At 34.3% G+C, this 16364-nt stretch carries 10 protein-coding genes, 3 rRNA genes and 1 riboswitch; of the genes, 12 read left to right on the top strand and 1 reads right to left on the bottom strand.

Annotated features, from left to right (window positions below; translation table 11 throughout):
* Positions 1-270 precede the first annotated feature (270 nt).
* On the bottom strand, positions 271-1131 hold the full coding sequence (locus IC758_RS02180; protein WP_227434728.1) for a hypothetical protein: 861 nt from the start codon (positions 1129-1131) through the stop codon (positions 271-273).
* A 202-nt stretch (positions 1132-1333) separates the two neighbouring features.
* On the opposite strand from IC758_RS02180, the gene IC758_RS02185 reads away from it, so the two are divergent.
* From IC758_RS02185 to IC758_RS02240, 12 genes are all read left to right on the top strand, one after another.
* Positions 1334-1699, top strand: a complete 366-nt coding sequence (locus IC758_RS02185; protein WP_227434729.1) for an ArsR/SmtB family transcription factor — start codon at positions 1334-1336, stop codon at positions 1697-1699.
* Between the two features lie 22 nt (positions 1700-1721).
* A complete protein-coding gene (locus IC758_RS02190; RefSeq protein ID WP_227434730.1) occupies positions 1722-4112 on the top strand; it encodes a heavy metal translocating P-type ATPase in 2391 nt (796 codons plus the stop codon).
* 537 nt (positions 4113-4649) lie between these two features.
* Positions 4650-6152: ribosomal RNA gene (locus IC758_RS02195) — 16S ribosomal RNA — on the top strand.
* 261 nt (positions 6153-6413) lie between these two features.
* A 23S ribosomal RNA gene (locus IC758_RS02200) occupies positions 6414-9312 on the top strand.
* Between the two features lie 115 nt (positions 9313-9427).
* Positions 9428-9544 (top strand): 5S ribosomal RNA (gene rrf / locus IC758_RS02205).
* The 16S, 23S and 5S rRNA genes sit together here, the layout of an rRNA operon.
* A gap of 191 nt (positions 9545-9735) precedes the next feature.
* Positions 9736-10344: a DedA family protein gene (locus IC758_RS02210; RefSeq protein ID WP_227435537.1), complete on the top strand. Its 609-nt coding sequence runs from the start codon at positions 9736-9738 to the stop codon at positions 10342-10344.
* A gap of 142 nt (positions 10345-10486) precedes the next feature.
* Positions 10487-11416 carry an AAA family ATPase gene (locus IC758_RS02215; protein WP_227435535.1) on the top strand — a complete coding sequence of 310 codons (930 nt, stop codon included), beginning with the start codon at positions 10487-10489 and terminating at the stop codon, positions 11414-11416.
* 13 nt (positions 11417-11429) lie between these two features.
* Positions 11430-13205, top strand: coding sequence for a nitric oxide reductase activation-like protein (locus IC758_RS02220; protein WP_227435533.1), 1776 nt, complete (start codon positions 11430-11432; stop codon positions 13203-13205).
* A gap of 137 nt (positions 13206-13342) precedes the next feature.
* A riboswitch (cobalamin riboswitch) is annotated at positions 13343-13536 on the top strand.
* Between the two features lie 184 nt (positions 13537-13720).
* Positions 13721-14473, top strand: a complete 753-nt coding sequence (locus tag IC758_RS02225) for an energy-coupling factor ABC transporter permease (protein WP_227435530.1) — start codon at positions 13721-13723, stop codon at positions 14471-14473.
* Entirely contained in the window at positions 14463-14747 is a 285-nt protein-coding gene (locus IC758_RS02230; protein WP_227435527.1) for an energy-coupling factor ABC transporter substrate-binding protein, read from the top strand. The genes IC758_RS02225 and IC758_RS02230 overlap by 11 nt, the downstream gene beginning before the upstream one ends.
* Positions 14748-14749: 2 nt before the next feature.
* A complete protein-coding gene (gene cbiQ / locus IC758_RS02235; protein ID WP_227483398.1) occupies positions 14750-15448 on the top strand; it encodes a cobalt ECF transporter T component CbiQ in 699 nt (232 codons plus the stop codon).
* Positions 15441-16262, top strand: coding sequence for an energy-coupling factor ABC transporter ATP-binding protein (locus IC758_RS02240; protein WP_227435523.1), 822 nt, complete (start codon positions 15441-15443; stop codon positions 16260-16262). The genes cbiQ and IC758_RS02240 overlap by 8 nt, the downstream gene beginning before the upstream one ends.
* The last annotated feature ends 102 nt before the right edge of the window (positions 16263-16364 follow it).

Genomic DNA, 16364 nt, shown 5'->3' on the forward strand with positions numbered 1-16364 from the left:
CCATAAACATCAAACAAATAGTGATATGCAGGGATATTTTTTAAGTATTAAGTTAAATGTAAATAAAAAATCAGATAAAATTTTATTTTATCTGATTTTTTATTTACATTTATTTTATTAGATTATGTTAATATTTTTTGACTAAATAAAAGGATATTCAATCAAAATTTTATACCTATAATAATATTGGGGGAATATTATGAGGAATACATTTACTATTATGTTCAATTATTAAGGTCTTATACAATTTATTTAAAAAATAAAAATATTTTACATTTCTTCCTCATCAAACTCCTCAATATTAGTTTGTGGCATGCCTTGTATAGACATATTACTAGAACCATAAGGAGTCGGATACATGTTAGAAGGCATATTACTAGGCATAACTACAGGCATACCATTCATTGTATTATGACATATAACACCTGGTATCATCATAAGTACATTAGGAGGCATATTTTGATTACATGATAAGTTAGGAATACCCATGTTATTCATATTATATCCCATATTATTCATGTTGCCAGACATGTTATTCATATTATACCCCATATTATTCATGTTGCCAGACATATTGTTAGGCATACCCATATTGTTATTCATGTTACCAGACATGTTATTAGGCATACCCATATTATTATTCATATTACCAGACATGTTATTAGGCATACCCATATTATTATTCATGTTACTAGACATGCTGTTAGGCATACCCATATTATTATTCATGTTACCAGACATGTTGTTAGGCATACCCATATTGTTATTCATGTTACCAGACATATTAGTGGGTACACCCATATTGTTCATATTATTAGATGTATTATAGTTCATGTTGTTAGGCATATTGTTTGGAGTAGATGTGTTGTAGTTCATATTTCCAGATGTATTATTTGTGTTAGGCAAGTTGTTTGGAGAATTACTACTTTTAGGATAATTATTTACGCTATTAGGATAAATGTTACTTATATTCTGATTATTAGGTATTTTTGTATAACCACTAGGGATTTGTGGGTCATTTCTCAACTCATCTTGAGGAATTTCTTCATTAGTAATATAATCTGCATAATTAGCAGGGTCTAAGTAAGGCATGTAGCTAGTATCTAAGTTCTTTTTTTTCTTATTACTCATATTAAACTTGCACCTCCTAGAAAAACTATAAAAAAGTTTACAAAAACTTATTCTAATAATATATATATTAAAAAACTCCATAATATGTGCATTCTAATTATTATTAAATAAATAAAAAAATATTGTTGCGAAATTAGATATAATAGCATATAATGAACATATGAACAGTTATTCATATATTAAAATAATGGAGGATTATATAATGAGAGAAGAGATAAATGATTGTAGTTGTAATATAATACATGAGGAAATAGTAACAGAAGCTAAGTCAACTATGCCAGATGAAGAAATGTTATATGATTTAGCAGAATTATTTAAAGTATTTGGAGATACTACTAGAGTAAAGATATTATATGCATTATTTGCAAATGAAATGTGTGTATGTGATATAGCAAGTTTATTAAATATGACTCACTCTGCAATATCTCACCAACTTAGAGTATTAAAACAGGCTAGGTTAGTAAAATTTAGAAGAGAAGGAAAGACGGTATATTACTCATTAGATGATAGCCATATAAGTCAAATATTTGACTGTGGATTAAATCATATTAGAGAGACTTATAAATGATAAATGAGAGGAGTGAATATATATGGAAGCAAATAATATAATTAAAAAGGAATTTGTATTAGGAGGATTGAATTGTGCGCATTGTGCAGAAGAGATTAACAACAAAGTTTCTAAGCTACAAGAGGTTAAGTCTTCTAATCTAAATTTTATAAATAAAAAACTTACAGTAAATATAGAAAATAGTTTTGATGAAGAAAATACTATAGAAAAGATAATAGAGATAATAGATTCAACAGAACCAGGACTTAATATACAAATAAGCTCTAAAGACAATACAATAGCCAACAAAACATCAGCTAAAAAGGAGCTTATATTAGGAGGGTTAAATTGTGCACATTGTGCAGAAGAGATTAACAACAAAGTTTCTAAACTAAAAGAGGTTGAATCTTCTAATTTGAATTTTGTAAATAAAAAACTTACAGTAAACATAATAAGTACTTTTGAAGAAGATGCTGTTATAAATAAAATAAAAGAAATAATAGACTCAACAGAACCAGGGCTTGATATACAAGTAGAGTCTTCTGACAAAACAAAATCTAGAACGGTTGAAAAGTCAGAAACTGTGAGCGATGCAAATAAAAAAGAATTAATTCCACTTATAATAGGAGCTCTTGTATATATTTTTGGTATATATCAAACAGCAACAGGATTTGAAAGTCAATTTAGCAATATAGTATTTATAGTTGCTTATGTGATAGTAGGTGGAGATGTACTTTTAAGAGCAATAAGAAATATATCAAAAGGAAGAGTATTTGATGAAAACTTCTTAATGGCTCTAGCAACAGTAGGGGCATTATTAATAGGAGAACTATCAGAAGCAGTAGGAGTTATGCTTTTCTATAAGGTAGGAGAGTATTTACAAGGTGTTGCGGTTGGAAAGTCTAGAAAGTCTATAACTTCACTTATGCAAATAAGACCAGATTATGCAAACCTAAAAGTTAACTCTGAAGTGAAAGTAGTATCTCCAGAAGAAGTAAATATAGGTGATATAATAGTAGTAAAACCTGGTGAAAAAGTGCCATTGGATGGTGTAGTAGTAGATGGAGTATCTATGTTAGACACTTCTGCACTTACAGGTGAGTCTGTATTAAGGGAAGTTGAAAAAGGAGACGAAATTTTATCAGGTGTTATAAATAAGAATGCTTTACTTACTATTGAGGTTACAAAGAGCTTTGGAGAGTCAACAGTTTCAAAAATACTTGACCTTGTTGAAAATTCTAGCATTAAAAAATCAAAAACAGAAAATTTTATATCTAAATTTTCAAGATACTATACTCCAGTAGTAGTTATAGCTGCTTTATTGATAGCATTTGTACCACCACTTGTTATTTCAGGTGAAGTATTTAGTGATTGGCTATACAGAGGGTTGATATTCTTAGTTGTTTCTTGTCCTTGTGCATTAGTTTTATCAATACCACTTAGTTTCTTTAGTGGGATTGGATTTGCATCTAAAAATGGAATACTTATAAAGGGAAGTAATTACTTAGAGGCTTTAAGAAGTGTAGATACAGTAGTGTTTGACAAAACAGGAACTCTTACTAAAGGTGTGTTTAATGTAACTAAGTTAAATCCTGTGGGAATATCAGAAGAAGAATTATTGCAATATGCAGCTCTTGCAGAAGTAAATTCAAATCATCCAATAGCAAAGTCTATATTAAGCTACTATAGTAAAAAAATTGATTTAAATACAATAGATAGTTATGAGGAAATAGCAGCCTATGGAATCAGAGTAAAATACAATGGTCAACTTATATTGGCAGGTAATGAAAAACTTATGAAAAAGGAAAATATACTCTATTCACCAGCTAAAGAAGTAGGAACAGTAGTGTATATTGCTGTTGATAAAATGTATAGAGGTTATATAGTTATATCTGATGAGATAAAAGAAGATAGTAAAAATGCCATAAGAAGTTTAAAATCAATAGGAGTAAAAAAAGTTGTAATGTTAACTGGAGATAATGAAAAAGTAGCAAAAAACATTGCTAAAGAGTTGGAGTTAGATACAGTTTACTCTAATTTACTTCCTAATGAAAAGGTAGATAGACTAGAAGAGTTGTATGAAGGTAGAACAGAAAAAGAAAAAATAGCTTTTGTTGGTGATGGAATAAATGATGCACCAGTTTTAGCCAGAGCAGATGTTGGTATAGCAATGGGAGGTTTAGGTTCAGATGCAGCTATTGAAGCAGCAGATGTGGTACTTATGACAGATGAACCAAGTAAAATATCTAAAGCCATTGAAATAGCAAATAAGACTAATAAGATAGTATGGCAAAATATAATATTTGCTCTAGGTGTAAAAGTTATAGTTATGGCATTAGGAGCTGGAGGAATAGCTACTATGTGGGAGGCTATATTTGCTGATGTAGGGGTAGCACTTATTGCAGTACTAAATGCTATGAGAGCTATGAGATAATATGTAAGTTAAAAATGAATAGATTATAATATTAAAAGATAGATAATAAAAGAAGAAGTATTGATAAGTTTATTCTAACTGTATTAATACTTCTTCTTTTATTATTATATTTATTTACATTTATTTCTATATTCTTATTTATTGTCTGTATTTTCTACTGTATTTTTTCAATCTATATAGGGATAATTCTATTATAACTGTTGAATTTGTATATAGAAATATTTAAAATATTAATAGTTAAGATAAGCAAATGTGATTTTTTATAAAAAATTATAAATATATTAAAATTGATTGAGACTATGGTATTACTACATTATGATGGAATATATGACAATGGAAATTAAAAAAACTTAAAAAAAAATTTAAAAAGTGTTGACGAATTATTTTTAAGGTGATATAGTATTACTTGTCCTTAAGAAAAGGGCAAACATGAAAAATGAACTTTGAAAATTAAACAGTAGGTTAATTTATAAAAACAAGAAACAAACCATAAAGCCAGATATTTAGATAACAATAGTATCTGAGCCTGATAAACTTTTATTTGAGAGTTTGATCCTGGCTCAGGATGAACGCTGGCGGCGTGCCTAACACATGCAAGTTGAGCGATTTACTTCGGTAAAGAGCGGCGGACGGGTGAGTAACGCGTGGGTAACCTACCCTGTACACACGGATAACATACCGAAAGGTATGCTAATACGGGATAACATATTTGAGAGGCATCTCTTGAATATCAAAGGTGAGCCAGTACAGGATGGACCCGCGTCTGATTAGCTAGTTGGTAAGGTAGCGGCTTACCAAGGCGACGATCAGTAGCCGACCTGAGAGGGTGATCGGCCACATTGGAACTGAGACACGGTCCAAACTCCTACGGGAGGCAGCAGTGGGGAATATTGCACAATGGGCGAAAGCCTGATGCAGCAACGCCGCGTGAGTGATGAAGGCCTTCGGGTCGTAAAACTCTGTCCTCAAGGAAGATAATGACGGTACTTGAGGAGGAAGCCCCGGCTAACTACGTGCCAGCAGCCGCGGTAATACGTAGGGGGCTAGCGTTATCCGGATTTACTGGGCGTAAAGGGTGCGTAGGCGGTCTTTCAAGTCAGGAGTGAAAGGCTACGGCTCAACCGTAGTAAGCTCTTGAAACTGGGAGACTTGAGTGCAGGAGAGGAGAGTGGAATTCCTAGTGTAGCGGTGAAATGCGTAGATATTAGGAGGAACACCAGTTGCGAAGGCGGCTCTCTGGACTGTAACTGACGCTGAGGCACGAAAGCGTGGGGAGCAAACAGGATTAGATACCCTGGTAGTCCACGCTGTAAACGATGAGTACTAGGTGTCGGGGGTTACCCCCCTCGGTGCCGCAGCTAACGCATTAAGTACTCCGCCTGGGAAGTACGCTCGCAAGAGTGAAACTCAAAGGAATTGACGGGGACCCGCACAAGTAGCGGAGCATGTGGTTTAATTCGAAGCAACGCGAAGAACCTTACCTAAGCTTGACATCCCAATGACATCTCCTTAATCGGAGAGTTCCCTTCGGGGACATTGGTGACAGGTGGTGCATGGTTGTCGTCAGCTCGTGTCGTGAGATGTTGGGTTAAGTCCCGCAACGAGCGCAACCCTTGTCTTTAGTTGCCATCATTAAGTTGGGCACTCTAGAGAGACTGCCAGGGATAACCTGGAGGAAGGTGGGGATGACGTCAAATCATCATGCCCCTTATGCTTAGGGCTACACACGTGCTACAATGGGTAGTACAGAGGGTTGCCAAGCCGTAAGGTGGAGCTAATCCCTTAAAGCTACTCTCAGTTCGGATTGTAGGCTGAAACTCGCCTACATGAAGCTGGAGTTACTAGTAATCGCAGATCAGAATGCTGCGGTGAATGCGTTCCCGGGTCTTGTACACACCGCCCGTCACACCACGGGAGTTGGAGACGCCCGAAGCCGATTATCTAACCTTTTGGAAGAAGTCGTCGAAGGTGGAATCAATAACTGGGGTGAAGTCGTAACAAGGTAGCCGTATCGGAAGGTGCGGCTGGATCACCTCCTTTCTAAGGAGAATTGCCTACTGTTTAATTTTGAGGGTTCGTTTTTACGAATACTCAATTAGCACTTTGAGCAACGGAATTTATTCGTTGGCGACGTGCCTTAGCACTTTAAGCAACAGGATTTATCTGTTGGCGCTGTGCGTTAGCACTTTGAAAACTGCATATATATTTAGTGATATGACATCTAATTTGTAATATATAAAGCTGATAACTTTAAAAAATTATCGAAGTTGATAGCTTCTAATCTATCAAACCTTTTTAACTGGTCAAGTTATTAAGGGTGCAGGGCGGATGCCTTGGCACTAGGAGCCGATGAAGGACGTGATAAGCTGCGATAAGCTTCGGGGAGTTGCACGTAAACTTTGATCCGAAGATTTCCGAATGAGGAAACTCACTTAGAGTAATGTCTAAGTATCATTAAGTGAATACATAGCTTAATGAGGGGAACTCAGGGAACTGAAACATCTAAGTACCTGAAGGAAGAGAAAGAAATTCGATTCCGTAAGTAGCGGCGAGCGAACGCGGAATAGCCCAAACCAATAAAGTTTTCTTTATTGGGGTTGCGGACATATCTTAAACGAAGAGGTATCGTAATTGAAGAGGTTTGGAAAGACCCACCACAGAAGGTAATAGTCCTGTATGTCAAACGAGAAAACTTCAGATATGATCCAGAGTACCACGGGACACGTGAAACCCTGTGGGAAGCAGGAGGGACCACCCTCCAAGGCTAAATACTACCTAGTGACCGATAGCGTATAGTACCGTGAGGGAAAGGTGAAAAGAACCCCGGGAGGGGAGTGAAATAGAACCTGAAACCCTGCACTTACAAGCTGTGGAAGCACATTTCTTGTGTGACCGCGTACTTTTTGTAGAACGGGCCAACGAGTTACGTTAAGTAGCAAGGTTAAGCACTTAAGGTGTGGAGCCGTAGCGAAAGCGAGTTTTAACTGAGCGTTCAGTTACTTGACGTAGACCCGAAACCGGGCGACCTACCCATGAGCAGGATGAAGCGAAAGTAAAATTTCGTGGAGGTCCGAACCCACGAGCGTTGAAAAGCTCGGGGATGACTTGTGGGTAGCGGTGAAATTCCAATCGAGCCCGGAGATAGCTGGTTCTCCCCGAAATAGCTTTAGGGCTAGCCTCAAGGTGAGAGATACGGAGGTAGAGCACTGAATGTCCTAGGGGGTATTGCACCTACCGAAGACTATCAAACTCCGAATGCCGTCATCTTATACTTGGGAGTCAGACTGTGGGTGATAAGATTCATAGTCGAAAGGGCAACAGCCCAGATCGTCAGCTAAGGTCCCTAAATGTAAGTTAAGTGGTAAAGGATGTGGGATTGCACAGACAACCAGGATGTTGGCTTAGAAGCAGCCACTCATTCAAAGAGTGCGTAATAGCTCACTGGTCGAGTGATCCTGCGCCGAAGATTTCCGGGGCTAAAACTTACTACCGAAGCTACGGCATCAGTAATGATGGGTAGGGGAGCTTCCCATACGGGTTGAAGCATGACCGTAAGGACATGTGGACAGTATGGGAGTGAGAATGTTGGCATGAGTAGCGAGATGTGGGTGAGAATCCCACAGGCCGTAAACCCAAGGTTTCCAGGGGAAGGTTCGTCCGCCCTGGGTTAGTCGGGACCTAAGCTGAGGCCGAAAGGCGTAGGTGATGGACAACAGGTTGATATTCCTGTACTACCGATAACCGTTTGAGAGATGGGATGACACAGTAGGATAAGCTAAGCACACTGTTGGTTATGTGTGCCCAAGCATTGAGGCAGTCAGAGTAGGTAAATCCGCTTTGATAATGCTGGGATGTGATGGGGAGCGAAATTTAGTAGCGAAGTAGCTGATTTCACACTGTCAAGAAAAGTCTCTATCGAGGTTAAAGGTACCCGTACCGCAAACCGACACAGGTGGGTGAGGAGAGTATCCTAAGGCCCGCGAGAGAACTGTTGTTAAGGAACTCGGCAAAATGACCCCGTAACTTAGGGATAAGGGGTGCCACCATACGGTGGCCGCAGAGAATAGGCCCAAGCGACTGTTTACCAAAAACATAGGTTTCTGCTAAGTCGCAAGACGATGTATAGGAGCTGACGCCTGCCCGGTGCTGGAAGGTTAAGGGGATCTGTTAGAGTAATCGAAGCAGTGAACTTAAGCCCCAGTAAACGGCGGCCGTAACTATAACGGTCCTAAGGTAGCGAAATTCCTTGTCGGGTAAGTTCCGACCCGCACGAAAGGCGTAACGATTTGGGCACTGTCTCAACAACAGACTCGGTGAAATTGTAATTCCGGTGAAGATGCCGGATACCTGCGACAGGACGGAAAGACCCCATGGAGCTTTACTGTAGCTTGACATTGGGTCTTGGTACTACATGTACAGGATAGGTGGGAGGCTTTGAAACCAGGACGCCAGTTTTGGCGGAGCCATCCTTGGGATACCACCCTTGTAGTACTGGGACTCTAACCATAGGCCATGAATCTGGTCTTGGGACACTGTCAGGTGGGCAGTTTGACTGGGGCGGTCGCCTCCCAAAAGGTAACGGAGGCGCTCAAAGGTTCTCTCAGTACGGTCGGAAATCGTACGTAGAGTGTAAAGGCAAAAGAGAGCTTGATTGCAAGACATACAGGTCGAGCAAGGATGAAAATCGGACTTAGTGATCCGGTGGTTCTGCGTGGAAGGGCCATCGCTCAACGGATAAAAGCTACCCTGGGGATAACAGGCTTATCTCCCCCAAGAGTCCACATCGACGGGGAGGTTTGGCACCTCGATGTCGGCTCATCACATCCTGGGGCTGTAGTAGGTCCCAAGGGTTGGGCTGTTCGCCCATTAAAGTGGTACGCGAGCTGGGTTCAGAACGTCGTGAGACAGTTCGGTCCCTATCCGTCGCAGGCGTAGGAAATTTGAGGAGACCTGTCCTTAGTACGAGAGGACCGGGATGGACGTACCTCTGGTGTACCAGTTGTTCTGCCAAGGGCATGGCTGGGTAGCTATGTACGGAATGGATAAGCGCTGAAAGCATCTAAGCGCGAAGCCAACTTCAAGATAAGATTTCCCACCGCAAGGGTAAGACCCCAGAAAGACTATCTGGTTGATAGGTCGAAGGTGTAAGTGCAGCAATGTATTTAGCTTATCGATACTAATAGGTCGAGGACTTGACCAATATTTATTTGATGTTCATTAATTAAAATATATATGTAGTTTTTAGAGTGCTAACTCTAAAGAATCTAGTTTTACTAGTTTCAAAAACTTAATAGTAATATTAAGCATAAAGATTATGTGGTTACAATAGCAGAGAGGATACACCTGTTCCCATTCCGAACACAGAAGTTAAGCTCTCTAGCGCTGATGGTACTTGGTGGGAAACTGCCTGGGAGAGTAGGACGTAGCCACGTAATTTTTTTATTTTTTGTTGTAAAGTTTCTTATTTTCAAATTTCTTATTAAAAAAACATAAGTCTGTTATAAATGCTTTATATAAACACATATAATATTTTAAAGAGTTTTTTATAAATTAATTCTTATAATGTAGGATGTGAGGTTTTATAGGTATGTACTTTTAAATAAGAAAGGAGATAGATAAGTGGGTGTCTGTAATCAATAGTTTTATTTTACAATATGGATTAATATCTGTATTTGTATTAATTATGATTGAGTATGCTTGTTTTCCATTACCTAGTGAAGTAGTTTTGCCACTTTGTGGTGCTATTGCAGCAAGAAATCATTTTGGTTTTCTAACTATTTTAATTTTAAGTATAGTTGCAGGGATACTTGGTTCGATATTTTGTTATACAATAGGTAATTGGGGAGGAAAATCTATCATAAATAAGATAGTAGAGATATGTCCAAAGGCAAAAAAGGGAATTTTTACATCACAAGATTATTTTAACAAATACTCTTCTATTTCTGTTTGTGTATGTAGATTAATTCCTCTATGTAGAACATACATATCTTTTATAGCAGGTATTGCAGGTCAGAATATTATAACTTTTATTGTATCCTCTATTGTGGGTATCACCATATGGAATACTTCGTTAATTAGTATTGGGTATATTTTTTCAGAGAGTTGGGTAAAAATAATGTCACATTATAATGATTATAAATTTATGGTTCTAATTATACCAATATCTATAATTATTGTTGGTTTTGCTATTAAGTCACATATACATAAAAAACACAATAGAATAAGATTATAAAAATATATATGGACAGCCCTTTTTGTAGAATACAGAAAGGGCTGTTATTAATTTATAAAATTAATTTTAGGCTATATCCTTTTGTGCTAAAATGGTGTTAAGAAATAAAACAAATACTATTTTATATAAAAGGGGTAAGGATATGGATATAATAGATAACTTAAGGATACAAGGGGTAGATGAGAAACTTATTGAAGATGTATTGTATTTCAGAAATTATTATAGCTTAGAAAAAGATTTAGAATACAGAGTAACAAAATCTAAAACTTATTTTTATGGTAAAGAGATATTATCTATGTGTATAACAGCTATTTTAGAAGAAGAAAATATTTTATTGTCAGGGCCAAAGGCAACAGGGAAAAATTTACTTGCTGATAATTTAGGCGAGATATTTAATAGACCCCAATGGAATACCTCGTTTCATATAAATACAGATAGTTCAACACTTATAGGTACAGATACATTTATAGATAATGAAGTTAAACTTAGAAGGGGTTCAGTTTATGAGTGTGCTGTTAATGGAGGATTTGGAATATTTGATGAAATTAATATGGCAAAAAATGATGCCATAGTTGTAGTTCATTCAGCCTTAGATTATCGTCGAGTGATTGATGTACCAGGTTATGAGAGAGTTAATCTGCACCCAGCAACAAGATTTATTGGAACTATGAATTATGAGTATGCGGGAACAAAGGAACTTAATGAAGCTCTAGTTTCTAGGTTTATGGTAATAGATATTCCTCCTGTAGAAGAGGAGAAGTTAATGATGATTTTGAAAAATGAATTTTCAGATGCTGATGAAGAAAAATTAGCACAATTTGCAGGGATATTTTTAGATTTACAATTAAAATCTCAAAATGGTGAAATATCTAGTAAAGCTATTGATTTAAGAGGTCTTATGGCATCTCTTAAAACTATAAGAAGAGGATTAAAGCCAACTCTTGCAATTAATATGGGGCTTACAGGAAAGACTTTTGATATATATGAAAAAGAAATGGTTGGAGATGTAATTAAAACAAGAATACCTAATAAATGGGAGAGTGCAGATATATTTCCAATAAGTCATATTTAATATAGGTGAGATTATGAAATGGATATATGATGATTATGAATTTGAAAATAGAGCAAATAACTTATCTTGGACAATAGCTGGTGATTATAACGAAAGTATAGATATATCAGAAAAAGATTATTCTTCAAAGGAAATAGGTCTATACTTTGCAATAATTGCAGGAGCTAGAAGAAAATATGTAGACTGGGATATAGTTAAAAAATACCTCACAAATAGAATACGAAAAGGATATGATAAGGATGTTATATTAGGTCTAATTCAAGTTATACTAAATACAATTGTTGAAGAAAAAGCTATTAAAGATAGACCTGGAATAGAAGATATTAGAAAAAGAGCATATAAAGATATTGTTTCACGTTTTACCAAGATATACAATAACAATATGATGGACAAGATTAAATATGCATTTGTACTTTATAGCATGGATAAACATCCAGCATTAGATAGTATAACTAAAAGAATAGTAAATGATATAAGGCTTATAGATACAAATCAGGATATTATGGAGATTTTAAAGGTATTAGATGTTATATATTTAACTTATTTTGAATATATATTGAATAGTGAAGAAAATAATTCTACATATGATGAAAACAATGTAAAAAATGTTGAAGTAAACTTTGATACGTTTGCTGATTTTATGTATGAAGAACTATATAGCGATGAAGATGAAAATATCGTTGAAAGTGATATAGATTCAATCTCCTCATCAATGCTTATAGAGGGAGTAGGAGACTTTGACAATTCTCAAGCTAACAATTCAGCAGATAGAGTTATATATGTTGATGAAGAGACTGTAAATAAAATATACACTAAAATAGAACATTACTATGGGAAAACTTATTTAAGTAAGGGTGAAATTAAAAAGCTTGAAACACAAAATTGTAGAAACGTACATGAAGGATGTAGAATTCACTTCACAGATGGTGTTCTTAGAAGTGAATGTAATAATGTTTTTCAGCTAAAATATGTGACAAGACAAAAAGAAAATAATTTAGGCAAATTTAGAGAACATGCTAGGATGTATAGACAACAAATAAAGCGATTAAAAGAAAGCCTTTCTAGGATTTTAGTAGAAGAAAATGCTAAAAATAGAGTATATTCTGATTGTGGTACTATATTAGCAAATAGAGCCTGGAGAGTTGGAAGGAGTAATAATAATAAAATATTTTATAAAGATATAGAAAATGAAAAAGGAAAATATGTTATTGATATATTGTTGGATGCAAGTGGTTCTCAAAGTAGAAACCAAGGAAATGTAGCAATTCAAGCTTACATAATTGCAAATGCTTTGACGGAAGTTGGAATACCAAATAGAGTTATGGGTTTTTCTAGTTTCTTAGATTATACGATATTAAAAAGATTTAAGGATTATGATGACAGTATTAAAAATAGTGAAAACATCTTTGAATACTTCTGCGCTGGTAACAATAGAGATGGTTTAGCTATAAAATCTATATGTAGTGGTTTGATAAATAGAGATGAAGAAAATAAAATTTTGATAGTCCTTAGTGATGGAAGACCAAATGATGTAAAGATAGGAAAAAACAGTGAGAGAACTTTAAGAGGTGAAAAAGCTTATAGAGGTGTTGTTGGTTTAAGAGATACAGCTAATGAAGTAAGAAAAGCTAGGAAACAAAATATATTAGTATTAGGAGTATTTACAGGCAAAGAATCAGAACTTGAAGCTGAAAGATTAATCTATGGAAATGATTTTATATATTCAAGAGATATAACTAGATTTTCTGATGTAGTTTCAATGTATTTAAAGAAAATAATTAGGAATTAATAGATTTATAAAAAAGAATTTATATACATAAAAATATAAAAATGAATAAAATTTGTAAAAAATGTAGAAATTTTCACAGAAAAGGTATACAATGATTTATATAGAAAATGAATTAAAAATAAAGTAATATTAAAAATTAAATATATAATATTATAGGTTCTTTAAGCAAGATTAATAGGGAAGAAGGTTAAATTCCTTTACAGCCCCCGCTACTGTGATGCAGACGAAACTTTTGTTAGCCACTATGATAATATGTTTTTATATTTCATGGGAAGGAAGAGGAGTAGGATGAAGCTAAGTCAGGAGACCTGCCTAAAATATTAAAGTGATTTCTTCGGGGATGGAGAAAGTTTCTTATAATAATTATACAGATATGTTTATTTTATGTGTTTGTATTTAGATTGTCGAAAATTAGAAGCCTAGCCATCGAGTTAGGCTTTTTTATTTTGCTATAATGAAGGATACATGTATTATTCATATTTTAATTATTAGAAAGGGAGAGAGGGGATACTCAAATGAAACAAAATATCAAATTAGGGGTTATAGCTGCACTTATGTTAATAATTTTAACTCCAGTTACATCAAATGCAATGCATATAATGGAAGGTTACTTACCAGTAAAATGGTCTATAGCATGGGGAGTTATATTTATACCATTTTTCTTAGTGGGATTAAAATCAATAGGTAAAATAGTAAAGCAAGACCCTAAGAAGAAAGTTTTATTAGCTCTATGTGGAGCATTTGTCTTTGTATTATCAGCATTAAAAATACCTTCAGTAACAGGAAGTTGTTCACATCCTACTGGAGTAGGTCTTGGAGCAATAATGTTTGGACCAAGTGTAATGTTTGTTCTTGGAACTATAGTTTTAATATTCCAAGCATTATTACTAGCACATGGTGGAATAACTACTTTAGGAGCTAATGCTTTTTCAATGGCTATAATAGGGCCAATTATATCATTTTTAATATTTAAAGCATTAAAGAAAAAGGATGGAAATAATGCTATACCAGTATTTCTTGCAGCAGCAATAGGAGACTTAGCCACATATACAATAACTTCAATACAATTAGCACTGGCTTTTCCAGACCCATCTGGTGGAGTGATGGCTTCAGCAATTAAATTCTTAGGAATTTTCTTTATGACTCAAATACCAATAGCAATAGCAGAAGGTATCCTTACTGTAATTGTATATAATTTAATTACAGAAAATGGAGAAAAAAGCATACTAGAAAATAATGATAAAGGAGTTAAAGCTAATGAGTGCTAAAACAAAAACAAAAACTAACATATTATTACTTTTATTAGTAGTAGCTCTTATTATATTCCCATTACTTGTAAATTCAGGTGCTGAATATGGAGGAGCAGATGGTCAAGCTGAAAGTGAAATTACTAAGATAAATCCAAATTATGAGCCTTGGTTTAGTAGCCCATATGAGCCACCAAGTGGAGAAATAGAGAGTTTATTATTCTCTGCACAAGCAGCTTTAGGTGCAGGTGTAATAGGATACATATTAGGTATTCAAAAAGGAAAGAGAAGTTAATTATGCTTATAATTGATAAATATGCATATACAAATAGATTGAGTAAAGTAAATCCAAATAAAAAAGTAGCCATAGGAGCAATTTTTCTAATTGCTTCTATGGTAATAAAAAATGTATTTATCTTAAGTGGAATTATGATTTTAATGAGTATTTTAGTTGTTTGTGTAGCAGGGATAGATTTAAAAAATTATTTGAAATTACTTCAAATACCAATGTATTTTTTATTTCTTAGTATAGGTATAACTCTTGTAAATATATCTTTTAATAAAGTAGATTTACTATATAGTTTTCAATTTTTTAGTTTTTATATAGGAATATCAAAGGCATCTATTGACATGTCTATTCATGTGTTATTTAGAGCTATGTCTTGTTTAACTTGTGTGTATTTTTGTATACTTACAACACCTTTTAATCAGTTAATATTTTTCTTCAAAAAATTGCATTTACCAGACACCTTTGTTGAATTATCAATGTTAATATATAGATTTATATTTATATTTTTAGAAGAATTTTCAGAGATATATAAATCACAAGAACTAAGATTTGGGTACATAAATTTAAAAACTTCATATAAATCTTTAGGGATTCTTGGAAGTATGCTGTACAAAAGGCTTATGACAAGGTATGATGATATGTGTATATCATTAGACATAAAATTGTATGATGGTAAATTTCACATAGTAGGGGATAATGATGTTTAAAATAAATAATTTAACATATCAATATGAAAAAAATGCTAGTGCATTATTGAACATTAATATGGATTTCTCAAAGGGAAATGTTATAGGTATAATAGGCTCAAATGGTTCAGGAAAGTCAACTTTATTTATGAATTTAATGGGAATATTAAAGCCTACATCTGGAGAAATACTTTTCAAAGAAGAAAAGTTAAAGTATGATAAGAAGAGTTTGTATAATCTTAGAAAGAATGTAGGGATTGTTTTTCAAGACCCAGAAAAACAAATATTTTACTCAAAAGTATATGATGATATAGCATTTGCGATGAGAAACATTGGGATGGATGAAAAAATTATTAAAGAGAGAATAAACAAAGCTTTGATAGCTGTTAATGGAATAGATTTTATAGATAGGCCAGTACACTTCTTAAGTTATGGTCAGAAAAAAAGAGTAGCAATTGCATCAGTTATAGCAATGGAAAATGAAATTATATTGCTTGATGAACCTACAGCTGGATTAGACCCAGTAAGTACTAGGTCTATTGTAGATATAATAAAGGGATTAGATAAAAATAATATAAAAATAGTAATATCCAGTCATGATATGAATTTAATGTATGAAATATGCGATTATATATATGTACTGGATAAGGGAATTTTAATTGATGAAGGAAATGCAGAAAGTGTATTTGTAAATGAGAACAATATTATACAAGCTGGATTAGAATCTCCATGGTTAGTAAAGGTACATAAAAATATGAATTTACCTTTATTTAAGAAAGAAGAAGATTTGTATAAGTACTGGAAAGAAAGAGACTTAGTACAAATAAATAATTAAGCCCTAAACCTATTTTAAAAAAATAGATTTATATATAATAACCCTTAACCTAGACCCCTTAAAGGTGCCTTATGATTCCCCAAATCATAAGGTTATTTTTTT

The organism is Clostridioides sp. ES-W-0016-02 (assembly GCF_020641035.1).
In the GTDB taxonomy this organism is placed as follows: domain Bacteria; phylum Bacillota; class Clostridia; order Peptostreptococcales; family Peptostreptococcaceae; genus Clostridioides.